General features: G+C 51.0%; 19 protein-coding genes. 1 reads left to right on the top strand and 18 read right to left on the bottom strand.

The window, feature by feature from the left end; translation table 11 throughout:
* Positions 1-385: 385 nt before the first annotated feature.
* The 13 genes from EDM56_RS12920 to dpaL all read right to left on the bottom strand — a co-directional run bounded on the left by EDM56_RS12920 (position 386) and on the right by dpaL (position 15,132).
* Positions 386-1,228: a toll/interleukin-1 receptor domain-containing protein gene (locus EDM56_RS12920; RefSeq protein WP_122918339.1), complete on the bottom strand. Its 843-nt coding sequence runs from the start codon at positions 1,226-1,228 to the stop codon at positions 386-388.
* A 153-nt stretch (positions 1,229-1,381) separates the two neighbouring features.
* Positions 1,382-1,861, bottom strand: a complete 480-nt coding sequence (locus tag EDM56_RS12915; protein WP_122918338.1) for a hypothetical protein — start codon at positions 1,859-1,861, stop codon at positions 1,382-1,384.
* 20 nt (positions 1,862-1,881) lie between these two features.
* The gene (locus EDM56_RS12910) at positions 1,882-2,427 is read right to left on the bottom strand and encodes a toll/interleukin-1 receptor domain-containing protein (RefSeq protein ID WP_183192417.1); all 546 of its coding nucleotides are present in this window, start codon (positions 2,425-2,427) and stop codon (positions 1,882-1,884) included.
* A gap of 173 nt (positions 2,428-2,600) precedes the next feature.
* Positions 2,601-2,777 (bottom strand): hypothetical protein, encoded by a 177-nt coding sequence (locus EDM56_RS31480; RefSeq protein ID WP_183192416.1) that lies wholly within the window; start codon positions 2,775-2,777, stop codon positions 2,601-2,603.
* Between the two features lie 122 nt (positions 2,778-2,899).
* Positions 2,900-3,244: a hypothetical protein gene (locus EDM56_RS12900; protein WP_148040385.1), complete on the bottom strand. Its 345-nt coding sequence runs from the start codon at positions 3,242-3,244 to the stop codon at positions 2,900-2,902.
* A gap of 375 nt (positions 3,245-3,619) precedes the next feature.
* Positions 3,620-4,972: an acetyl-CoA carboxylase biotin carboxylase subunit gene (gene accC / locus EDM56_RS12895; protein WP_122918334.1), complete on the bottom strand. Its 1,353-nt coding sequence runs from the start codon at positions 4,970-4,972 to the stop codon at positions 3,620-3,622.
* Between the two features lie 30 nt (positions 4,973-5,002).
* Positions 5,003-6,553 carry an acyl-CoA carboxylase subunit beta gene (locus EDM56_RS12890; RefSeq protein ID WP_122918333.1) on the bottom strand — a complete coding sequence of 517 codons (1,551 nt, stop codon included), beginning with the start codon at positions 6,551-6,553 and terminating at the stop codon, positions 5,003-5,005.
* Positions 6,554-7,546, bottom strand: coding sequence for a methylmalonyl Co-A mutase-associated GTPase MeaB (gene meaB, locus EDM56_RS12885; protein ID WP_122918332.1), 993 nt, complete (start codon positions 7,544-7,546; stop codon positions 6,554-6,556).
* Positions 7,546-9,699: a methylmalonyl-CoA mutase gene (gene scpA / locus EDM56_RS12880; protein ID WP_122918331.1), complete on the bottom strand. Its 2,154-nt coding sequence runs from the start codon at positions 9,697-9,699 to the stop codon at positions 7,546-7,548. Before scpA ends, meaB begins: the two co-directional genes overlap by 1 nt.
* Positions 9,696-11,834 carry an acyl-CoA mutase large subunit family protein gene (locus EDM56_RS12875; RefSeq protein WP_122918330.1) on the bottom strand — a complete coding sequence of 713 codons (2,139 nt, stop codon included), beginning with the start codon at positions 11,832-11,834 and terminating at the stop codon, positions 9,696-9,698. Before EDM56_RS12875 ends, scpA begins: the two co-directional genes overlap by 4 nt.
* A 30-nt stretch (positions 11,835-11,864) precedes the next feature.
* On the bottom strand, positions 11,865-12,368 hold the full coding sequence (gene accB / locus EDM56_RS12870) for an acetyl-CoA carboxylase biotin carboxyl carrier protein (protein ID WP_246009368.1): 504 nt from the start codon (positions 12,366-12,368) through the stop codon (positions 11,865-11,867).
* Between the two features lie 231 nt (positions 12,369-12,599).
* Positions 12,600-13,856: a Zn-dependent hydrolase gene (locus EDM56_RS12865; RefSeq protein WP_122918328.1), complete on the bottom strand. Its 1,257-nt coding sequence runs from the start codon at positions 13,854-13,856 to the stop codon at positions 12,600-12,602.
* 49 nt (positions 13,857-13,905) lie between these two features.
* Entirely contained in the window at positions 13,906-15,132 is a 1,227-nt protein-coding gene (dpaL, locus tag EDM56_RS12860; protein WP_122918327.1) for a diaminopropionate ammonia-lyase, read from the bottom strand.
* Positions 15,133-15,341: 209 nt separating this feature from the next.
* Here dpaL and EDM56_RS12855 point away from each other — a divergent pair, with 209 nt between their 5' ends.
* Positions 15,342-16,034: a GntR family transcriptional regulator gene (locus tag EDM56_RS12855; protein WP_122918326.1), complete on the top strand. Its 693-nt coding sequence runs from the start codon at positions 15,342-15,344 to the stop codon at positions 16,032-16,034.
* A 59-nt stretch (positions 16,035-16,093) separates the two neighbouring features.
* Here the strand turns inward: EDM56_RS12855 and EDM56_RS12850 are convergent, their stop codons facing one another.
* From EDM56_RS12850 to EDM56_RS12830, 5 genes are all read right to left on the bottom strand, one after another.
* Positions 16,094-17,275 (bottom strand): MFS transporter, encoded by a 1,182-nt coding sequence (locus tag EDM56_RS12850; RefSeq protein ID WP_122918325.1) that lies wholly within the window; start codon positions 17,273-17,275, stop codon positions 16,094-16,096.
* An 84-nt stretch (positions 17,276-17,359) separates the two neighbouring features.
* Entirely contained in the window at positions 17,360-18,007 is a 648-nt protein-coding gene (locus tag EDM56_RS12845) for a TetR/AcrR family transcriptional regulator (RefSeq protein WP_122918324.1), read from the bottom strand.
* A 153-nt stretch (positions 18,008-18,160) separates the two neighbouring features.
* Positions 18,161-18,943, bottom strand: a complete 783-nt coding sequence (locus EDM56_RS12840; RefSeq protein ID WP_122918323.1) for a DUF4179 domain-containing protein — start codon at positions 18,941-18,943, stop codon at positions 18,161-18,163.
* On the bottom strand, positions 18,897-19,511 hold the full coding sequence (locus EDM56_RS12835) for a sigma-70 family RNA polymerase sigma factor (protein WP_122918322.1): 615 nt from the start codon (positions 19,509-19,511) through the stop codon (positions 18,897-18,899). Before EDM56_RS12835 ends, EDM56_RS12840 begins: the two co-directional genes overlap by 47 nt.
* A 227-nt stretch (positions 19,512-19,738) precedes the next feature.
* Complete coding sequence (locus EDM56_RS12830; RefSeq protein WP_183192415.1) at positions 19,739-22,579, bottom strand: Ig-like domain-containing protein; 2,841 nt, start codon at positions 22,577-22,579, stop codon at positions 19,739-19,741.
* Between the last annotated feature and the right edge of the window lie 138 nt (positions 22,580-22,717).

Genomic DNA, 22,717 nt, shown 5'->3' with positions numbered 1-22,717 from the left:
TTTTAATGCAGATTGGACATCGTCCACCGACTTCATATTTTTCTCTTTGATCCACTGCTTTAATTGCTCTTTCGACATGAGACTCATAAAAAATCCCAACCTTTCTAATTTAATTGTAAATTAGGAGGTTGAGAGTTTACACAGAATATTTTACAGACTCCGGGCTGATTATGGGAAGCAGAAGCAGTTGGTGCATGCGATGATAAAAGAGATTACGGTGACAAATGATAAGAAGATTGCTACGATTGAGTGGAAGTTTGATAAAGTGATAAGTGGGTTGTTAATTGCTTAGGATGATTTATGTCAAAAGGCGAAGTTGGTAAAATGTATACCACTTCGCCTACTGGAGTTACTGATTCAGCAATTGTTGCCGCTCTATCAAGCCCTACACTTTACTCTTCTCCATATATTTTTCAATACTCGGGATGATTTCCTTCGCTATACTCTCCAAGCTATCTTGGCTAATTCTACGATAGAATTTTAATTCTTTTAAAAATAAGTCAACTTCTTCAAAATTTACATCTTCTGAAAAAATGCTTATGATGAGTACATCATCATATGATGAGTGCCTGTGCAAGAAATTTCTCAACTCTTTTTTACACCAATTGGACTTAAGAAATTCATTTGTAATCCAGAAAATTACTGCTCCAGAGTCTTTGATGCCCTTTTGAATCGCTTCAACTAGTGATTCTCCATAATCAATGTTTACTTTATCGAACCAAACAGGTAAATTCGCTCCATTCAAATAGGGAATTAAGTCTTCCACCTCTGCTTTATTTTTCGAAGCGTGACTTAAAAAAACGGGAAATTGGTTACCTAAAGGTCTACTAAAATTATATCCTTCTTTTTGTAGCTCATCTTTTTCTGGAATTGGAAATAACATATTGAATTGATCTTCGACTGGTATATCATCTGTTAATGTGAAACTATTGAACCTTCTGTTAGCCATTTCTCCGTATAACTCATCCATTGTTATATCTGGTCTATAACGTAATCCCACATTTTGCATACATTCCTTCATAATTTGAATATGACCATCTAGTGGGTTTTTATAGCTTACTACAATAAATAATTCTAAGTTATAGGGAATCGAGTTAACAAAGACGTTTATCATTTGCAAAGATGATGAATCCTGTTCTGCTAATAATTTTTTTAAAACAGGAATAATAGGTTTTCTAATTCCATAATCACATTCCCAAACAAAATCTTTATCCAACTTAGCTGACATTATTTCCCCCACTTATATTCAACATTATAGTCTATACCTATGTATTCTAAGATAATAGTTTGGGATAAGGGTACCTTATTCCATGAATATGGCAATACATAAATTATTTTCTCTTTAATTAGTTAATCTAATCTTACCTAATTATTCTAAAGTTTAATAATTTGTATCCTCAAGGTTGGTTAAGTCCTCAACACCAGCCATATCAGCTAGCATTTTAGTATATACTATAAGTTTTTCTTGTAAACTTCCTAATTCTTTACGGAAAGCTTCGCATTGTTCTGAGTCTGAAAACGCTCCACCTAAGCTTAATTTGTGCCACTTTACTGTAAAGGGGCGAATTATTTGGTTTAGAACTACAATAGCAAGTTTAGTAAACTCAATACAATCTCTACCGTAATTCTTAATAATTCCTCTCGTTAAACCAAATAAAGAATAGACACTATCAAGAGCAACTTTTTCATCACCATGTTCAAGTTCAATCTTTTGTGTCGTAATTCTCGTTAGTAACTCTATATATAGTTCCCAAGCTGCATCCTTATCCTTTTCCTGTGGGTTCCAATCCATTTCTAAAAAAGGTGTTTTAATTTTTAGAGAAGTCATGTCCCAGTTTTCTAACCACTTACCCCATTTCATTACACGTTTTCCTCCTATAGTTAATCTAAATATTGAAATAGTGGATGACTATACTTGCTATTAGTACCCGTAAGCACTCTATGCCCTTCGAGTAAAAATTGACTACTACCACCCTGCTCCTTTATGTACCACTCCAAATCATCTATACCTTTCAAAACTCTTGTAACTTCTAAAAATTGCGGAATCGGAGTACTTCTTAGGAGTAAAGTGGATAGTTTTTTATTCGACTTCTTACCAAAACCTATTTCATATGGAACCCACCAAGAATTAACCGTTCTTGGTGAAACAATACACATAATATGAGTTGAATTAGCGATACCCTTTTCAATACTGCTAGTTATTGCAGACGGGTCACCAATCTGCATTGCTGTTTCTAGGTCTCTATCATAAATATCTAGGTAGATATCTATTCCTGTACTCATAATATACTCACCAATTTTAATTGCCGCATCTTTATCTATGCTTATATGGGATAGAAACACACACACATTGTTAGGTTTCGCACTAAATGCTCTTCTCTGTGACTCGGTTAAAATAGGATTAGCAAGGTTAATTCCTTTAGCCATTACTTGTTCCCCCAAAAGTGTTATCATATGTAAATATATACCTTATACTGACAATTATAGCTCTTCTTTTTCCTGTTAGGAATACCGAACATATGATTATGTTGCGAAATCATAATAAATTATTTAGAAATCCTCAAAAACCGTTGCCGTTACTTATAATAAGGTTCACCCCATCACAAATAAACAATGCCGACTTTAAGCCCGCTGCCGTTTAAGCCTTCATCCCAAGCAGTTTGCACACCGATCTCATGAAACGGAATCGTTTCGCTATTCAAATCCTTTGAAAGCACATTGCCAACCATAATATGGCTGCGATTATTACGATTGGCCACTTTTCCGAGCTGTTTCACCACATTTTTTTCTCGGGCGACTCCCCAACAAGTTGCTCATCCAGATTTTGTGGAAGCTCCACCACAGTTACATCATTGCTATTTTCAAAAACCGCCTTTACTCCTGGAAGCGCAGCTACCTTCTATATCTGATCCGTCGCCAGCGTAACATCTATTGCATCGAGTAACGTATCAAACTGATAGTGTACCTTCAACTTGATCCCCATGTCACGAACAGCATCGGTAAAAGCGGATTGTTGTTCATGGACCGATTCCACCTCCGCTTTCCTTTTTGCTTGTTGTTGCTCTACCATTCCCGGTTCGACGTTTAATTGGATAAAGACATTTGCCTGTCCCACTGCATTCAGATGGAGTGCTGGTGAGATACAAGCTCCTTCCGATCCCGTCGACGAGATTCTTGGATCCCTGTCATCAATGTCGCTACTCAAACTGACTTCATGCATCCCAGACTCTTTCACTGGTTGCATGAACGGTCCACCAATCATCATCAATGAAACCTGCAATGACAGAATGGTTTTTGTTCGATTTTTTTCTCGTCAAGTTTCCCCCTGTCCGGAAAAATCGCCAGCCTGTTAAACCAAGGGAAACGTAAATCAAATTCATTTCTTCGTGAGTGTTCTCCTTGCTTTCATGTTTTGGCTGTCACCTTTTCCTGACCTTATTTGATGGTGTAAAAATATTACTTTTCAATGTTAATAAACAGCTCTGACAAAACACTGAGTAAAATTACATTTTTACAAATAACAGAAATATTGATAAGAATGTAACTTAGGAGTAGAAAAACAAAAAAAACGTCCGCCCTCCTAGGCCGACGTTTACGTTTTCTATTTACAAAATCTACCCTACTCCTCCACCCTTACCGGATGGCTCTCCAAAAACTTCGTATGAAAATCCCCCGCCACAAACAGCTCATGCTCCAACAGCCGCTGATGAAACGGAATCGTCGTCTTCACACCCTCAATCACGAACTCATCCAACGCGCGCTTCATCCGCTGGATCGCTTCCTCCCGATCCTTGCCCCAGACGATCAGCTTGGCGACCATCGAGTCGTAAAACGGCGTGATGGCGTAGCCTGAATAGACCGCACTGTCCACCCGCACCCCGTACCCACCTGGCGGCAAATAAAACTCCACCTTGCCGGGCGATGGCATGAAGTTTTTCGCTGGGTTTTCCGCGTTGATCCGGCACTCGATGGCCCAGCCATTGATCTTCACGTCTTTTTGCGCAAAGGACAGCGGCTTGCCTGCTGCGACGCTGATTTGTTCGCGGATCAGGTCGATGCCAGTGATCATCTCCGTCACCGGATGCTCCACCTGAATGCGCGTGTTCATTTCCATGAAATAAAACTTGCCGTGCCGATCCAGCAAAAATTCGATCGTACCGGCGCCGTGGTAATTCACGGCTTTGGCTGCTTCAACCGCAGCCTTGCCCATCTCTTTGCGCAGCTTTTCCGTCAGCGCAGGCGACGGCGCTTCCTCGACCAGCTTCTGGTGACGGCGCTGGATCGAGCAGTCGCGTTCGCCGAGGTAGACGACGTTGCCGTGCTTGTCACCCATGATCTGGATTTCCACGTGGCGCGGCTCTTCCAAATACTTCTCGATGTACACGCCAGCGTTGCCGAACGCGGCCTCCGCTTCCTTGCGCGCCTGATGGAGCGAATACACCAGCTCTTCCTCGTTGTTGGCGACACGCATGCCTTTTCCGCCGCCGCCTGCCGTTGCCTTGATGATGACCGGATAGCCGATCTCATCCGCGATGGAGACCGCTTCTTCCTCGCGTTCGATGAGTCCTTCGGTGCCGGGGACGGTCGGGACGCCAGCTTCCTTCATCGTTTGCCGTGCGATCGATTTGTCGCCCATGCGTGTGATGGCGTCCGGCTCTGGGCCGATGAAGGTGATGTTGTTGTCAGCGCAAACTTGCGCAAACGCTGCATTTTCCGCCAAAAAGCCATAGCCCGGATGGATCGCGTCCGATCCTGTACGGTCGGCGACGCTGATCAGTGCGGCCATGTTCAAATAGCTTTGCTTGGATGGTGCTGGCCCGATGCAGTATGCTTCATCGGCCAGCTGCACATGCAGCGCTTCCCGGTCCGGTTCCGAATAAACGGCGACTGTGGCGATACCCATCTCGCGGCATGCCCGGATGATGCGGACGGCGATTTCGCCGCGGTTGGCGATCAGTACCTTTTTGAACATAAAGACGGCTCCCCTTTCTTGGTCCGTGCTCTACAGCGGAATGTTGCCGTGCTTTTTCGCAGGGCGGCTTTCCTTTTTGTTGCGCAGCATTTCGAGCGATTCCTTCAGCTTTTTACGCGTCTCGCGCGGGTCGATGACGTCGTCAACCATTCCGTTTGCCGCTGCGACGTACGGATTGGCGAACATGCTGCGGTATTCAGCGATTTTTTCTGCGCGGGTGGCCGCCGGATTCTCACTCTGCTCGATTTCCTTGGCAAAAATGATATTGGCTGCGCCCTCTGGCCCCATCACGGCGATTTCCGCATTCGGCCAAGCGTACACCATGTCCGCACCGATCGCCTTGGAGTTGAGCGCCACATAAGCCCCACCGTACGCTTTGCGCAAAATGACGGTAATTTTCGGGACTGTAGCCTCGGAATAGGCGTACAAGATTTTGGCCCCGTGGCGGATGATGCCGCCATATTCCTGATTAATGCCGGGGAAAAAGCCGGTCACGTCCTCGAACGTAATCAGCGGGATGTTGAACGAATCGCAGAAACGGATAAAGCGGGACAGTTTGTCGGACGAATTGATGTCGAGGCCGCCTGCCATGACCTTTGGCTGGTTGGCGATGACGCCGACGCTGTGCCCGTCGATGCGCCCGAATCCGACGATGATATTTTTCGCGAAATTCGGTTGGACCTCCATGAAATCGCCGTGGTCGACGATTTCAGCGATCACTTTGCGCACGTCGTACACTTTGGTGCCTTCCACCGGGACGAGGTCGGTCAACTCTTCACGCCAGTCGTCCAAGTCGTCGTATGCGACAACCGGCGGCTTCTCCTCGTTGTTTTGCGGCAAAAAGCTGACCAAACGGCGCACTTCTGCCAACACTTCCGGCTCGGACGGCGAGGTGAAATGCGCAACGCCGCTGATGCTCGCATGCACATTGGCCCCGCCCAGGTTTTCCGCGGTGATCTTTTCGCCGGTGACGGTTTCAATGACTTTGGGCCCGGTGATGAACATTTGGCTGGTGCCCTCAACCATGAACACAAAGTCGGTAATTGCCGGAGAATAAACGGCCCCGCCCGCGCATGGCCCCATGATGACAGAGATTTGCGGAATCACGCCGGAATAAATGGAATTGCGGTAAAAGATGTGCCCATATCCATCCAATGACACGACGCCTTCCTGAATCCGCGCGCCGCCGGAGTCGTTTAAGCCGATGATCGGGGCGCCGTTTTTCGCGGCGAGGTCCATGATGCGGGCGATTTTCATCGCGTGCATTTCGCCCAAAGCGCCACCGAATACGGTGAAATCCTGGGCAAAGACGTAGACGATGCGTCCTTCGATCTTGCCGTAGCCGGTCACGACGCCCTCGCCAGGCGCTTCCAGCTTATCCATGCCGAAGTTGGTTGCACGGTGCTGAATAAACGGATTCAGCTCCACAAATGTATGGTCATCGAGCAAAAGGTCGATCCGCTCGCGCGCGGTCAGCTTGCCGCGATTATGCTGGGCATCGATGCGGGCATCTCCACCGCCGAGCTCTACCTTCCGTTTTCGGTCCATCAGTTCATCAATTTTTTCGTAAATCACGCTCATCTACGGTTCACCTGCCTCAAAGATCTTCATTAGTTGGTTCGCTGCCAACGTGACTGAGAGATTTCCCTCCGCCACGGCTTGCTTGATCGCGGGCAGCGCTTGCTTCACGCCGGAGTGCGCGTAAAAACGGGCATACAGCGAATCTTGTACCATGCTGTTCATCCAGGCGACCGCCTGTGTCTGCCGCCGTTTTTGCAGCATCCCCGACTTCTCGGTCGTCTCACGGAACTCCCCGACTACCGACCAAATGTCGCCGACACCCTCACCTGTCAAAGCGGAGCAGGTCAAGGCACGGCTTTCCCAGCCTTCGGTCGCGGGCTGTAAATAGTGCAGCATCTGGTTCAGCTGCTCTTTCGTCGCCAAGGCAAGCGGCTTGTTGGCTCCGTCCGCCTTGTTGACGAAAATGGCGTCGGCCAGCTCGATGACGCCTTTTTTCATCGTCTGCAGCTCGTCGCCAGTGCCGGTTACCATCAGTAAAAGGAAAAAGTCGACCATCGAGCGGACGGTTACCTCGCTTTGCCCGACACCGACCGTCTCGATCAAAAGCACATCGAAACCGGCAGCTTCACAGACAAGCATCGTCTCACGGCTTTTGCGGGCGACCCCGCCGAGCGACCCGCCCGCAGGCGATGGCCGGATATACGCGCGCGGGTTGCGCGACAAGGCATCCATCCGCGTCTTGTCGCCCAAAATGCTGCCGCGCGTCACCGTGCTGCTCGGATCGACCGCGAGCACCGCGACCTTATGACCTTGGTCGCACAGCATTGTGCCGAACATGTCGATCAGCGTGCTTTTGCCTGCGCCGGGCACACCTGTGATGCCGACGCGGATGGAGTTGCCGGTATGCGGCAGCAGGCGGTTCAGCACTTCCTGCGCCGTTTCCATGTGGGCGGGGGCGTTGCTTTCCACCAACGTGATCGCCTGGGCCAAAATCGTCCGGTTGGCAGCGAGCACCCCTTCCACGTATTCGTCTACCGTCAGGCGGCGGCGCATTATTCAGCCTCTAGCCTGCGGTTGATCTCTTCAATGACGCTGCGCGCCGCGATAGGAATCACCGTTCCCGGCCCAAAAATGGCGGCTGCGCCATGATCGTACAAATACTGATAATCCTGTGCCGGAATGACGCCTCCGATCACGACCATGATGTCCTCACGCCCCAGCTTTTTCAGCTCATCGACAAGCTGCGGCAGCAATGTTTTGTGTCCACCCGCAAGCGAGCTCATCCCAACGACATGCACGTCGTTTTCGACCGCTTGCTGTGCCGCTTCCTCCGGCGTCTGGAACAACGGTCCGATATCGACGTCAAAGCCCAGATCGGCAAAAGCCGTCGCGATTACCTTGGCGCCGCGGTCATGGCCGTCCTGCCCCATCTTGGCGATCATGATCCGCGGGCGACGGCCTTCGCGCTCCTCGAATTCATCCGCAAGCTTGCGCACGTCTTCCACCGCTTCGTCCTCCCCGTATTCCGATCCGTACACGCCAGATACGGAACGAATCACTTCCTTGTGGCGTCCAACCACTTTTTCATACGCATCCGAAATTTCGCCGAGGCTTGCGCGCGCACGCGCCGCTTCGATCGCGAGGGCCAGAAGGTTGCCCTCGCCGCTTTTTGCCGCTTCCGTAATGGCGCTAAGAGCTGCCTGCACCCGCGCTTCATCGCGGTTCGAACGCAGCTCGGCCAGACGCTGAATCTGCGCTTCGCGCACAGCTGCGTTGTCCACCTCGAGAATGTCCAGCGGCTCTTCTTTTTCCAAGCGGTATTTGTTGACCCCGATGATCACTTCTTTTCCCGAATCGATGTGCGCCTGTCTGCGCGCAGCCGCTTCCTCGATCCGCAGCTTGGGCAGCCCGGTCTCAATCGCCTTGGTCATGCCGCCCAGCGCTTCGACCTCCTGAATGTGCGTCCATGCGCGCTCCACCAGCTCATTCGTCAGCGATTCGACGTAGTAAGAGCCACCCCACGGATCGACCACGCTGCACATCCCCGTCTCATCCTGCAAATACAGCTGCGTGTTGCGGGCGATACGTGCGGAGAAATCGGTCGGCAGCGCGATCGCTTCGTCGAGCGCGTTGGTGTGCAGCGATTGCGTATGGCCCATGGAAGCTGCCATCGCCTCGATGCACGTACGCGCCACGTTGTTGAACGGGTCTTGCTCGGTCAGGCTCCAGCCGGATGTCTGCGAGTGCGTGCGCAATGCCATCGACTTTTCGCTCTTCGGCTTGAATTCGCTCATCATCTTGGCCCAGAGCAGACGGCCTGCGCGCATTTTCGCCACTTCCATGAAGTAGTTCATGCCGATCGCCCAGAAAAACGAAAGGCGTGGCGCGAACGAATCGATGTCGATCCCCGCTTTGATCCCGGTGCGGACGTATTCCAGACCGTCAGCCAGCGTGTACCCCAGCTCGATGTCGGCGGTCGCTCCCGCCTCCTGCATGTGATAACCGGAAATGCTGATGCTGTTGAACTTCGGCATATGCTCGGCTGTGTAGGAAAAAATGTCGGCAATGATGCGAAGCGACGCTTCTGGCGGATAAATGTACGTGTTGCGCACCATGTATTCTTTCAAAATGTCGTTCTGGATCGTGCCGGTCAGCTTGGCCTGCGGTACACCCTGCTCCTCCGCCGCGACGATGTAAAACGCCAAAATCGGCAGCACCGCGCCGTTCATCGTCATCGAAACCGACATCTGATCCAACGGAATTTGATCAAACAAAATTTTCATATCCAAAATGGAGTCGACTGCCACACCCGCTTTGCCGACGTCGCCGACTACGCGCGGATGATCCGAGTCATAGCCGCGGTGCGTCGCCAGGTCGAATGCGATGGACAAGCCTTTTTGCCCCGCCGCCAGGTTGCGCCGATAAAACGCGTTGCTCTCCTCTGCCGTGGAAAAACCGGCATACTGGCGGATCGTCCACGGCTGGTTCACATACATCGTCGGGTACGGTCCGCGCAAAAATGGCGGAATGCCGGACAAAAAGCCGATATGCTCGATATCCGCCGTATCTTCTGCCGTATAAACCGGCTTCACCGGAATTTGCTCCAGCGTGTTCCAGACGGACGAAGTTTTCGCCGCGCGTGCAGGCGACTCAGCAGAAACAGCGCTCTGATATGGAATTGACGTGAAATCAGGTGATTTTCTCATAGCCCTATTCCTTTCTGCTGGGACAGCCGTGCCAAGAGGCCCGCGCAGTCCGCTCCCATGTAAATGAAATCATCGACGCCTGCCGCTTTGTATGTGGCAGCCTGTTCCGGTGCCGGACGTCCGGCGAGCCAGACCGTCAGCTGCGGATTTTTGGCCTTGATCAGCGAGGCGAATGCAGGTGCCATCTCGGGATACAGCTCGTCGTGCGAGCAGATCACCACGAGGCTGGCATCCGATGCAAGCGCCGCTTCTGCCGCTGCTTCCACCTCTGTGAAACCTTGCCCTTGAATTCCCTGAAAACCGCCCGCTTCCACGAATCCGGTCGAAAAATCCGCGCGCGCTTTGTACTGGGACACGGTGCCGAGCTTGGCGACATAGGCTTGCGGGTAGCTGCCGTGCTTTTGTTTGTAGCGCTCGGCACTTGCTCGCAGCGCTTCGAATGCGGCGGCATCGCGGCGCAGCGGGATCGGCTGCACCGTCGTGCCCGCATGACTCGATGCAGCTTCGCCACGTACGATCTCGCTCAACGTGGCACCGTGCAGAACGGCATCAATCGCCGCTTCCATCACGTTCGCCTGGTCCGCGTTCCGACTTGCGACGGCCGAACGATAAGACGCGAGCTTTGCCGTAAGCGCTTCCCGATCTGTAGCTGCCCGCTGCTTTTGCACCGAAGTACGGCGCTCTTCCCGAATCGCTGCCAGCTCTTCGTCTGTCAGCGCCGGTACGGCCGTCTCCTGTAAATTCGGATACACATTGGTTCCAACCATTTTGTCCTTGCGCTTACTCATGTTGGCCTCACGCTTCGCTGCGATCGCGGCCACTTTTTCCTGCGGCAGTCCGGCTTGCAGCGACAGCGCCATACCGCCTGCTGCCTCTACCTCTTGGAACAGCGCCCATGCTTTTTGGGCCAGCTCGTCTGTCAGCGCTTCGATGTACCACGATCCGCCAGCCGGATCGGCCACCTTTGTCAGATGGGCTTCGTTTTGCAATATCAACTGTGTATTACGGGCGATCCGCCGCGAAAATTCATCTGCGGGGCGAATCGCTTCATCGAATGGGGAAACATGCAGGCTGTCGGCCCCGCCTACGACGCCGGCGAAGGCTTCGGTCGTGCCGCGCAGCATGTTGACATACGGATCATGGACGGTCTTGGTCCGGGCGGATGTGCGCGCATGGATCGATAGCTTTTGCGCCTGTTCATTGCCACCAAACGCCTCAACGATTTTTGCCCACAGCATCCGGGCCGCACGAAGCTTGGCGATTTCCGTGAAAAATTGCGAGCCGAGCGAAAACGAAAAGCACATGCGCGGTGCCGCATCGTCGATCTCGATGCCTCGGGCATCCAGCTCGCGCAAATAGGCAACGCCTGTCGCTAACGCAAACGCCAGCTCCTCCACCGCGCTCGCGCCTCCATCATGATACGGGTTCGCTTGCACCAAAACGGTCTGCAGCGCAGGCGCATGTGCAATCGCCCAGCGCGTCGCGTCAGCCATCGCATCGTACGCTTCTGCGAGCGTTCCGGAAAGCACACCTTCCCGCGCCAGCTCGCCCAACGGATCTGTACCTACCAAGCCGCGCAAATGGGCCGTCGATTGTCCGGATTTTTGCAAATAAGCTGCCACCATTGCCAAGACCGCCACTCCCGCGTTCCCAGCCTCCACCATGATTGGCGTCTGACCGAGGTCGATGCCTGCGAGCAGCTGCTCGACATCAGCTAGCGTAGAGAGCGAAACGCCCCCCTGCCCGAGCTGGTCCCCCTCGGCCTGATCGGCGTCCACTCCGGCGGATGATGCCCGGTCTAGCGGCACATTCAGCATTGTCTGCCCCCGCCCTAAATCGTGGCGCGCCGCCTGGTTAAAAGCTTCCGGCGACGCAGCGCTCACTTCCTGCGCAATCGCCCACAGCTTGGAAACGTAGCCCAGCTCCTCCGTGCCGCGTACATAAGGCGCAGCGCCGGGAACGCTTTCCATGTGCGGCAAGCTTTGCGTGTCCTCCCCGCGATACAGCGGCTGCAGGGCGATGCCCTCATACGTTTGCGTCACCAGCTTTTGCTCAAATGAAGCGCCGTTCAAAAGCTTCTCGGCCCGCGCCTTCCATTCCTCATACGTCGGCTTGGAAAAATCCCGAAACATCATCGGCCGTCCTCCCCTTTCCATCTCGCCTTATTATCGTGCTTTCACCAGAAAAAGAGGTTGACCGTATTCAACCAATTGTCCGTTCTCTACCAACACTTCCACGATCTCGCCATCGACCTCGGCTTCGATCTCATTGAACAGCTTCATCGCTTCTACGATGCAGACGACCGTCGTGCGGTTGATCTGGTCCCCTGGCTGCACATAGGGTGCGGCGCCTACTTCCGGCGCGCGGTAAAACGTCCCGACCATCGGTGAGGTGATTTTGTGCAAATCCAAAGCAGCTGGGGCTGCAGCTACCGGCTGCTCGGTTTGGACAGCTGCTGTCGGCACAGATGCAGGTTTCGTCTCAACCGCAGGTACGCTCGTCGCTTGTGCAGCAACGCCTGCAGCCGGTTGAACAGCCGGAGCAGCTACGCTTGCGGTTTCTTCCACGATAACAGGCGAAACCGCGCCCCCTCTTTTCATATAAATGCGCACCTCGTCGCTTGTAACCTCGAATTCCTGCAAGGAAGATTGATCCACCAATTTAATCATTTCGCGAATTTCATGGATTTTAAACAAGCCAGCTCACTCCTATTCATCATTCACCTAGTATTCACCAATTTCTTGCCTTCATTTTATCAGACCGACCAGTTGGTCTGATATAGGCCGAAAGACTCAGCTGCGTTCTATGTGGGGACTTTTTTGTTTCGTGAAAATAAAGAAATAGACCGGAACTCCTTTTCTCGTAAGGATTCCCGGTCATATTGATCTCCTATAGCGGAATTATTTTTCTCGTTCGCTTGCAAGTTTACCGATCACATCAAGCAACACATTTGCTCCGGCTACCAGATCCGGTTCTGATGTAAATTCGCGGGGGTTATGGCTTATGCCCCCGATGCTCGGTACGAAAATCATGGCTGCAGGACATATGTGAGCGATCATTTGAGCATCATGGCCGGCACCGGACGTCATTCGCCGATAGGACAATCCGTGCCGCTCGGCTGCTGCTTCCACTATCTCGACGATAGTTGCATCAAACGTGACAGGTTCAAAGCGGGCCATGCGTTCTGTCGTGATCTTCACTCCTTCGGCAGCAGCAAGATCTGTGAGGAAGGCACCTAATGCCGCTTCCTCAGCCTGCAAGCTGTGTTCGTTGGGATCACGCAGGTCAACCGTGAATATTGCACGCGAAGGGATAACATTGATCGCATTCGGCTCAAAGCTGATACAACCAACCGTTGCTACCGTAGGTGTTGGTGAACTCGTCGCACGGTCACGCAAAAATGAAATGACACGTGACGCTGCGTATCCCGCATCTGAGCGCATGGATATCGGTGTGGTACCGGCATGGTTTGCCACACCTTCAATTGTAATCCGCTGCCACGAAATACCTTGAAGGTTCTTCACCGCACCGATCTGTATTCCCTCTCGTTCCAATACGGGGCCTTGTTCAATGTGCAGCTCTACATACGCATGTGGTTTCAAAAATCCAGGCTCCACAGAACCCGCATAACCGATCCGTTCCAATTCTTCTCCAAGTAAAGAGCCATCGGTACCGACAGAAGCGAGTGCATCCTCAACAGACAGACCGCCAGCATACACAAGCGATCCCATCATGTCGGGTGTATATCGCACACCTTCTTCATTCGTAAACGCAGCGACGACAATAGGGCGAGAAGGAACAAAACCTGCTTTCTGCAACGTCTGAATGACCTCGATGCCTGAGAGCACACCATAACAACCGTCGTACACTCCCGCATTGATGACGGTATCAATGTGCGATCCGACCATAATCGGTGCTTGATCATCTTCACTGGGAGCTCGCCAGATGCCAAAAATGTTGCCGACTTTGTCTACCACTACCTCCAAATTCGCCTCCTTCATCCAGGAAACAAGCGCATCACGCCCTCGCTTGTCCGCGTCGGAAGCCGCCAATCTGACGAGCCTGTCCTCTTTGTCACGGCCAATTTGCCCGAGCTGCTCAATTCGGGTCAACAATCGTGCAGCATCGATCGAAACGATGGAAGAATCGTACGCCATTTCACATTTCCCCTTCTCACTTGAATGTAATCAGTGGCATTCACCCCTCCTAAAAAGACGGATACATGCCGTCCCATACAATATTTCTGTAACCCTCGGGATCTGTGTCGCCCTCAGTACTAATGATGAGAATTCTTGAATCCGCGTTAATGTGGAGCTGTGAAGCGATTTGGTGCAATACCTGTTCTTCCCGAATAAGACTGAGAACGCCTAATCCGACAGCACCTGATTCTCCGGAAATGACACGGGGATCTCCAGGTAAAGGGTTGCCAAGCATCCTCATGGCTTTTGCCGATACATAATCCGGACAAGAGATATACATGTCTGCATAATCTCGTAAAAGACCCCAAGCGACTGTACTTGGTTCTCCACAGGCTAGGCCGGCCATAATGGTTGGCATAAAACCAGTTACCGCATGAGGATTTCCGTCATTTACCTCAACGGATTTATAAATACATGCTGCTTCATTCGGTTCCACGATGGTAGTGATCGGCCTGTTTTTTCCCATTTTCGTTATGAGATAGCCAAGAACGCTTGCCGCAAAGGAGCCAACTCCTGCTTGTAAAAACACATGTGTTGGCCATTCACTCCCCTCTATTTCTATCTGTTCAAGCGTCTCGTCTATGAGCGTACAGTATCCTTGCATAATCCAGGTGGGGATTTCTTCATAGCCATCCCATGAGCTGTCCTGTACCAATACCCCGTTATTCTCGTCAGCATAATGCTTGGCCAACTTTACAGCATCGTCATAGTTCAGATCGGTGATCGAAGCTTCCGCGCCTTCTTTTTTAATATTGTTCAAACGGATGTTGGATGAGCCTTTGGGCATGAACACGACTGATTTTTGTCCCAACTGGCTTGCGGCCCATGCGATCCCTCTGCCATGGTTTCCGTCCGTCGCTGTAACAAAGGTTATTTCGCCCAGTCTCTCTTTCATTTCTCTCGATTTCAAAATCTCAAATGAAAGATCTGAAATATCCATGCCTAGTTTATTAGCTAAGTACTTTCCAACTGCATAAGATCCACCCAATACTTTAAAAGCATTGAGACCAAATCTGTAAGACTCGTCCTTTATCCATATATTCTGAACGTTCAACCTACGAGACAATGCTTTCAAGCTGTGTAGAGGCGTCACCTGGTATTCAGGAAAACGCTTGTGAAAGCTTCTGACCTTCCCAATCACTTCTTGGTCCATAAAAGGTACGGATAGATGCTCGGTTTCAATTTTACGCGCTTGATTATTTGCGATGTACTTGAATGAAGAGATGTCCATCATTTACATTCCCCCTGCTTCAAATTGAATCAGCGCATCAAGTGAGTAACGCTGTAAGAAAAAACGAAAGATTGATATGTAATATATTACATTTTACCCAATTGAATTATTCTCTGTCAACTTGGTAGCTTTATAGAATCGTCCCATGTTGAAACCTACAAATTGTACGTGATATATTACATTCAGGCGTTACTAAAGAGGAGGCGTATCATTTGTTATTGGAGCATGCCAAAAAAGTTAAACGCTCATCCATTCGTGAGCAAGTATACCATCAGCTTCAAGAGTGGATTATTAGCGGCGTATTAAAGCCGGGTGACAGATTAAAAGATCAAGATTTGGCGGAGGCGTTAGGGGCAAGCCGCACGCCTATTCGTGAAGCCCTGTTGAGACTCGAAGAAGAAGGAATGATTCAAAGCAAAGCGAATAGCTGGACACAGGTTGCTCCCGTTGATAGTAACCAGGCTTATCGCCTCTATCCGATTATTTGGACGCTAGAGAAGCTTGCTGTTTCCTTTGCCAAAGAGAATATGAAAGATGAGCACCTCGAGGAATTGGAAACCATTAATGAAGAGCTAGATCAGGCTATCAAGCAGGGGGATGCGCTCGGCGCCCAACACCATGATGCTCGTTTTCACCAGGTGATTATCAATTTATCGGAAAATGAAGAACTGATTCATGTGCTGGAAGGGCTGAAGAAAAAGCTGCGCCGTTATGAAATTACCTACTTCAACGGTATTTCAGGGGTTGAACAATCGGTTGAAGAACATAAAAAAATCATTCTTTCGTTAAAAGAAAAAGACTTTGAAGCTGCTGCCGAAAGGATAGAAGCCAATTGGCAGGATAGTTTTCAACGCCGCTTATCCAATATGGAAGTAGAGAATCGTAAAAGTAATTCGTCAGATTAATCATTCCCACGCAAAAAAACAGGCGCCATTTTATCGGCACCTGTTTTTTATTCGCTATTTTATGCAGCTTTTCGCTCCCGCTGCCCTTCATGACGTGGCACAGCGATCAGCTGGATGACGATCATGATGACCACGAGTGCGATCAATGCGACAACCGCCATGGAAAAGCTCTGTGTCGCATCGTGAATCCACCCCAAAATGAGCGGGCCCATCGCTCCGATCACATATCCTGCCGACTGTGTCATCGCCGACCAGCTGGCCGCTTCCTGCCCGTTTGTTGTGGCATCGATCGGCAACAGCAGATTCAGCGGGAACAAAGCTCCCGCTCCGATACCGATGACAATCGCCGCAATCCATGGTGCGACCGAAAAATAGAGCATCGAAAGCCCGACCAGCTCAAAGGCGGAGCAAAGCAGCATCCACGGCAATCGTGCCGGATACCGTTTGAGCAATGCCGGCAGGAACAGGCTGACCGGCACCTGCACCAAAGCAAACAGTGTGAGCACATTGCCCGCGTACACTTTGCTGTAGCCCAAGCCTTCGATGATCGGTGGCAGCCATGCTGTGATCGAATAGAACATCATGGCCATGAAGCCAAAGGACAGCGTCAGGAGCCACGCCTTTTTCTGTCCCCAAGGCAAGCTGGCTGACTGGGCAGAAGCGGAATTCCCGTCACCGCGTCCGCCTGCACGCCGCAGCGACATCCACCAGATCGGAACCGCGATGAAGGCCAACAGCGCCCATACCGCCAGCGCCCCCTGCCAGGAATGGGTTTGGCTTTGGAACGGAGCCGCCAGTCCAGAGCCGAGCGATGCGCCGATCGTTAGGGCGACGGAAAACAACCCGATCATCGTCGGCACCCGTGTCGGGAAATAGCGCTTGATAAAGCCGGAGAGCAGCGGGCCCGCCGAGGCGATGCCAAGGCCTGCTACAAAAGCGGTCACCATCAGGAAGAAGGTGGAATGGGTGAAATAGCGAAGAGCTGTGCCGACGCCAATCAATGCAAGTGACCATCCGATGACCCGTTCGATGCCGAAGCGCGCCCCGAGCGCAGCGGCCATCGGTGAAAAGATACCCATGCAAAAGACCGGAATCGATGTCAGCAGGCTTGCCACCGAGGCGCTCATCGCCAGCTGGTCCCTAAGCGTCTCCAACAAGGGAGCGATTGAGGTGATCGCCGGGCGCAGGTTTAATGAAGCCATGAAAAAAGCGAGAATGAGCAAAGTGCCTCTCGTTTTCATTAAATCACTCCTTTTGGATGAAACACGTTACACGTTAAAAATCCCTTTTGTACCAAGCCAAAAGGGACAAAGCAAGCACCTGCCTCAGACAGGTGCGATGTTGATGTCATTGGAGGTCAAAAAGAATCGCGAATACTCAGGCTTGTTCATGGTTTCTGGCGTAAGAATCGATTTGAGAATGATATCGGAGTAAATGACGGCAATTTCCTCGATCGAGTAGCGTCCCGTCTTTTGATACCATTTGTAAATCCAGTTGATCATGCCGAAGATCGCCATGGCCATGATCGGCACCGGCAGCTCTTGGCGAAACTCCCCACAGTCGATCCCGTCCTGGATGACCTTGAACATAATCCCCTTATAGTGATCGCGCTTTTCCTCAATCAATGAAAAATACTCTGGCGCGAGATAAGAGCTTTCCTGATAAAAGACTGTGACTTCCGAGCGGTACAGGTCGATCATCATGACAAATGAACGAATGATTGCGTCCAGCTTTTCAGTTGGCGTGGCAAACGTCTGGTACGCCTGCTGCCCTTTTTCCAGCACATACGATATGAAGTGATCGTGAACGGTATAAAGGAGTTCGTCTTTCGACTTGAAATTATGATAAAATCCTCCTTTTGATGTGCCGCTCGCTTTCACAATCTGATCTACCGTCACTTTATGGTACCCGTACTCTTCAAATAGTCGCAGCGACGATTCGATGATCCGGTCCTTTAGCGATTTTTCTGCCATCCGTTGATTCACCCCAACCTATTCTAACACAATCCCTGCTGACTCGAAAAAAAGAATCTTGAATATATCATGATAACATGCCGGTCGAAGATCCGTCACATGCGAAAGGAACCAGCCCTTTCATTTGGCTGGTTCCCCGCTGGCACTTCTCCCCTATTTCGCAGCCTCTGTCGCCTTCTGCGCCTTGCTCTGATCGATTGGGATCTGCCCCTTCCAGCTCCCTTTCGTCTTCCCGATCCGATCGATGTCCACATGCAAGACGATGGTTGACGGCAGCTTTTTCCCGCTGGTCACAAACGCCAGCATGCCCTCCGGCTTGTCTTTCTCCGCGATGCCGGTGTCGATCTCTTTCCCCGAAGCGTCTGTCAAAGTAAATGGAAGATTGTCCTTCCTTTCGGTGCCGATGAAATTCAGGACGCTGAAGCCTTCCAAGCCAGATTGTTGGTACGTCGGATTTTCCACCTGCTTATTGTCCTTCTTCCCATCCGAAATAACCTGCAGCCCTGTTGTATCGAATTCATAAGGAACCAGGCTTCCGTCTTCCCGCTCGATTTTGTAATGCACGAGAATTTTCGTTTCTTCCACATACATTTCATCAAAATGGACGGTGATACCTTGATCTGTGATCTTTTGGTCGATTGTCACCGATAACCCTTCCGAAACCGCCCGCTTCACACCATCATCGACCAGCCCGTTGAGATTCACATCCGGGCCGGCAAAATAAGAGCTATTCAGGGCGAAAACGCCTGTCGGTATCAAAATCGCTGCGGTCAATCCGAGCGCCAGTAATCGTTTTTTCATCGTTTTATGCTCCTTTTTCGTTTTCGTGTGGAATTGGCGAAACGATTGCCTTACTCGTTCGTCCACTTCTGCTGGAACGGTCACGCCTTCAATTTGGTTCGCTAGCGACTCGCTTATTTTCTTCTCGATGGACATGTTCGCAAAGACCCTCCTCGACTTGCTTGAGATCGACCCATTTCCGCAATTGCTTGATGGCCAGATGATTCCGCGACTTTACGGTACCAACAGGGATTTGCAGCAATTCGGCGATTTGCTCGTACGTATATTCATAGTAAAAACGGTAGAGGATGACCGTTCGCAGCTTGAACGGCAAACGGCTAATCGCCTGCTGCATGTCCCGCTGGGTTTCCGTTACCATCAGGGCATCCCCCGGCAGGCTGGCATCGGGCTCTTCATGCAAGCGGGTCCGCTTCTCCAAGAGGCGGAATCGTCGCCACACTTGTCTGCGCCAATTGCTCACTTGCTTGATCACAAGCCCATTGAGCCAAAACAGAAACGGTCGCTTGCGATCATAGGAAGGCAAGGCTCGCCATAGTTGATAATATATTTCGCTCACGATGTCATTGACGTCTTCGCGGTTGTGCACCAGCGACGCCACCGTGCCGTATAGTTTTGTTCGGGTCAGCTGATAGACGTGATCGAACGCAGCTTCATCGCCTGCGATCAGTCGATCGACCCACTGATCCAACTCTTGATTATCCATTGAGGGCCCCCTGAAATTGTATACATGATGTATTGGCGCCCAAGTTTGAAAAGGTTCACTGCAAACGGAACTTTTTTTTACAAGCTGCTTGGCAAGAAAGGCGCTGCACCTCACTGTATGGGGAACGAATGAGGCTGCTGTTCGGTTACATCTCTTTCGCTGGAAATGTTGGTAAAAAAAAGACCATCCGCTTTCGGATGATCTTTTCAATCACGCTTGTCAGTCCATCATCTCACAATGAGGCTGATGGTGAGCTTTTTCTTTTCATAGGTCACGGTTATTTTGGTCGTTCCTGCCGACTTGGCTGTGATCAGCCCTGCCTCCACATCGGCAATCGCCTCGTCCGCAACCTTCCAGGTTGCCTCTTTTGTGATGTCCGCTTTGGTACCGTCCGTATAGATTGCCGTCAGGGTCAGCTGCTGGGTCTCTTGCGGATCCATCCGCAGTGTACGTTTGCTGATCTGAAGCTTGTCCAGCTTGGTTGAAGAGGTGACTTTCACTTCCGTTTTGGTCTTCTTGCCGCCGTAAACGGCCGTGATCGTCGCTTTCCCTGCTCCAACCGCTTCCAGCTCGCCCGTATCGCTTACAGTAATCACTTTTGGATCACTGGTCGTCCAGGTGGCATCTTCCGCAGCGTCCTTTGTTTTTTTGTTCGATAAGGCCGCGATCAGCTTCAGCTGCTGCGTATCCTTTGCGTTCAACGTAGCGGGTGCATCGCTGATTGCCACGCTTTTCACGGTAATTTTGGAAATGATCACGGGAATTGTAATCGTTTTGTTCTGGTACGTGATCGTAAACGATGTAGTTCCTTCTTTCGAGCCGACCTTGATCCGTTCGGAGCGGAACTTCATGTCCTTGGACTTGCTTTCATATGCGGTCTGTTTATCCCGCGTTACGTTTTGCTTTTCGTCATTGTCATACAAGGCGGTTACGGTAAAACGAGCTGTCTGGTTCGGCTTGACCACCAACACCCGCTCCGACGGGATTAGCTTGACTACCGTTTTCTTGGCGACGACGGTGATTTTGATTACCGCCGCTTTACCGCCGTCCGCCGTGGTCGCTGTAATGGTCGCAACCCCAGGGCGTCCAAGCGTTACACGCCCATTTTGATCAACGTCCGCGATATCCGGGTCGCTGCTGCTCCATCTCACCGTTTGATTCGTCGCATACGACGGCGTGATCACGGGACGCAGCACGATCACATCGTCACCCTCGTTCACCTTCACGTCTTTTTGCTCGAACTTAATTTCGTTTACCGGATAATACGGAGTCGGGTCCGGATTCGGTATGGGCGGAGCTGGAGCCCGCGTGACGACGATGGTGTAGGTCCGCTCGTTTTCGTCTGCTTCCGTCACCGTCACCTCAAATGTATTTTCACCCACCGCAAGCGGGAATGCATTGCTCGACGATCCGCTTTCGACCAGTTGCGGATTTTCGTGCAAGCGGTTGATTTTCACGGTAGTCACAGGTGCAGAACCCCGCAGCTTCGGCGTCAGTTTAAAGTCTGTCACGCTGTTTGGCACCTGAACGGTGTAGTTGAGCGTATCCCCCGAAAATGCCGGGCTCAGCGTGCCTGATGAAACCTTCAGCTGCTGCAGCATGCCGGGCGACGGGACTGTGACGGTGATTGTTTGGTCAAATCCGTGATATTGGACATGAACGGTTGTAGTTCCGTAGTTTTTGGCTACCAAATTGTTGCCGTCTACTTCCACGATGTTTTGATCGTCCGACACCAGCTTGTACTTGCCGCTGATGTCATGGGGGGTCTCATCTCGATGTATCACCCTAACATCGTCAATCTCTTTTGTAGCTCCTTTTTCCAGTTCCAGTTCATCATCAATGCCCTGCAGATTCATAATTGGATTGGCAATTTGCAAAAACGGGTAGTCGCCATCGTAAAAAAACCAGGTTTCGTCCCCATCCCAGTTCGGGAAGGTGCCTGCCGGACCAAATGATGTCATCTCGGCAGTGGTTTTGCCATCCTCTGGTTTACTGCCGTCGCTTGTGTACCGTCCGGTCTCGTCCGTATCCCAGTAAGAGTCTTGAACAAGCGCATCGTTGGACTTGCCCACCAGTCCGCCGACAAATGTGGTTCCCGTCACTTCGCCTGCCGCGTAGGACGTCTTGATCGTGTTGGTATCTGCCAGACCGATCAGCCCGCCGACCATGTTTGTGCCAAAGATGCTGCCGACTGCAAAGCTGTCTGAAACGGAGCCACCCATCATTCGACCGGCAAGGCCCCCTACCCACATGTTCCCCCGGACACCGCTGAGCGTAACGGATGTACGGATCGTCGATGCATCCACCTTTCCTGCGAGACCGCCCAGATTGGTCCCCCGCGCTTCATTTGCTTCAATGACAGCGCCACGGATGATCGTTTTATCAAGTGAGGAACCGAAAAGTTTGCCTGCCACTCCTCCAACAGCATCCATTCCGCTTACACGAGTGATTGAATCGATCCAGCTGATTTGCGCGTTGTAGGCTGTTCCGATGATTCCGCCTACCTGTTTATCACCTTCCACCCTGCCCGTAACCGTTACGTTGGAAATCGTGCTGAGTACTGCAGGCGGACCGGGCGGCGGTTCAATCACATCCCCGATCGTCTCTCCGGCTAGTGCTCCTACACTGTCCTTCCCGGCAATTTTCACATCACTTAGCTCCAAATTCTTGACGGTTCCTTTTAATGTGGAGAACAACCCGACTGGCCCCATCTCATCCGGGCGGTTGATCGTAAGCTCCATGATGGCATGTCCATTCCCGTCCAATGTGCCCGTAAATGGGGTACCGTCAGAACCGATCGGCTCCCAACCTTCTCCCTCACTAAAATCACTCAAATCGATGTTATTGCCGAGCTTGTACGACGCACTCATATTCGTACGGATATCCGCCAATTCCTCCGCCGTCGTGATGATATACGGATTGGCCGGAGTCCCGTCCCCTGTCGCTGCCTTTGCCGGCCGCGCCAGATTTACAAAAACGATTGCCCATCCCGAAAATGCGATGAAAAATGCCAACATGATCTTGATGTATTTTGCTAGAAGCGGCTGGTATGTCCTTCTTCCCGCCATGTATCTCTCCCCCATCTTTCAATGACTCGCGTACATCCTATCAGAACGGGGTGTAAAAAAAACCTAACCAAAGTTAGAACTTTCGCCCATCGACAAAAAAACTCCGGCGATGATCCGTACCTCCTTTGTGGTAGTTTC

Origin of the sequence: Brevibacillus fluminis (assembly GCF_003710825.1) — a bacterium.
Classification (GTDB): domain Bacteria; phylum Bacillota; class Bacilli; order Brevibacillales; family Brevibacillaceae; genus Brevibacillus_D; species Brevibacillus_D fluminis.
This window is presented reverse-complemented; position numbering and strand designations above follow the sequence as displayed.

Bases quoted from the DNA above. Each gene is read 5' to 3' on its own strand.
- EDM56_RS12920 (WP_122918339.1), bottom strand. From the start codon at position 1,228: ATGTCAGCTAAGTTGGATAAAGATTTTGTTTGGGAATGTGATTATGGA.
- EDM56_RS12915 (WP_122918338.1), bottom strand. From the start codon at position 1,861: ATGAAATGGGGTAAGTGGTTAGAAAACTGGGACATGACTTCTCTAAAA.
- EDM56_RS12910 (WP_183192417.1), bottom strand. From the start codon at position 2,427: ATGGCTAAAGGAATTAACCTTGCTAATCCTATTTTAACCGAGTCACAG.
- EDM56_RS12900 (WP_148040385.1), bottom strand. From the start codon at position 3,244: ATGCAACCAGTGAAAGAGTCTGGGATGCATGAAGTCAGTTTGAGTAGC.
- accC (WP_122918334.1), bottom strand. From the start codon at position 4,972: ATGTTCAAAAAGGTACTGATCGCCAACCGCGGCGAAATCGCCGTCCGC.
- EDM56_RS12890 (WP_122918333.1), bottom strand. From the start codon at position 6,553: ATGAGCGTGATTTACGAAAAAATTGATGAACTGATGGACCGAAAACGG.
- meaB (WP_122918332.1), bottom strand. From the start codon at position 7,546: ATGCGCCGCCGCCTGACGGTAGACGAATACGTGGAAGGGGTGCTCGCT.
- scpA (WP_122918331.1), bottom strand. From the start codon at position 9,699: ATGAGAAAATCACCTGATTTCACGTCAATTCCATATCAGAGCGCTGTT.
- EDM56_RS12875 (WP_122918330.1), bottom strand. From the start codon at position 11,834: ATGATGTTTCGGGATTTTTCCAAGCCGACGTATGAGGAATGGAAGGCG.
- accB (WP_246009368.1), bottom strand. From the start codon at position 12,368: ATGATTAAATTGGTGGATCAATCTTCCTTGCAGGAATTCGAGGTTACA.
- EDM56_RS12865 (WP_122918328.1), bottom strand. From the start codon at position 13,856: ATGGCGTACGATTCTTCCATCGTTTCGATCGATGCTGCACGATTGTTG.
- dpaL (WP_122918327.1), bottom strand. From the start codon at position 15,132: ATGATGGACATCTCTTCATTCAAGTACATCGCAAATAATCAAGCGCGT.
- EDM56_RS12850 (WP_122918325.1), bottom strand. From the start codon at position 17,275: ATGAAAACGAGAGGCACTTTGCTCATTCTCGCTTTTTTCATGGCTTCA.
- EDM56_RS12845 (WP_122918324.1), bottom strand. From the start codon at position 18,007: ATGGCAGAAAAATCGCTAAAGGACCGGATCATCGAATCGTCGCTGCGA.
- EDM56_RS12840 (WP_122918323.1), bottom strand. From the start codon at position 18,943: ATGTCCATCGAGAAGAAAATAAGCGAGTCGCTAGCGAACCAAATTGAA.
- EDM56_RS12835 (WP_122918322.1), bottom strand. From the start codon at position 19,511: ATGGATAATCAAGAGTTGGATCAGTGGGTCGATCGACTGATCGCAGGC.
- EDM56_RS12830 (WP_183192415.1), bottom strand. From the start codon at position 22,579: ATGGCGGGAAGAAGGACATACCAGCCGCTTCTAGCAAAATACATCAAG.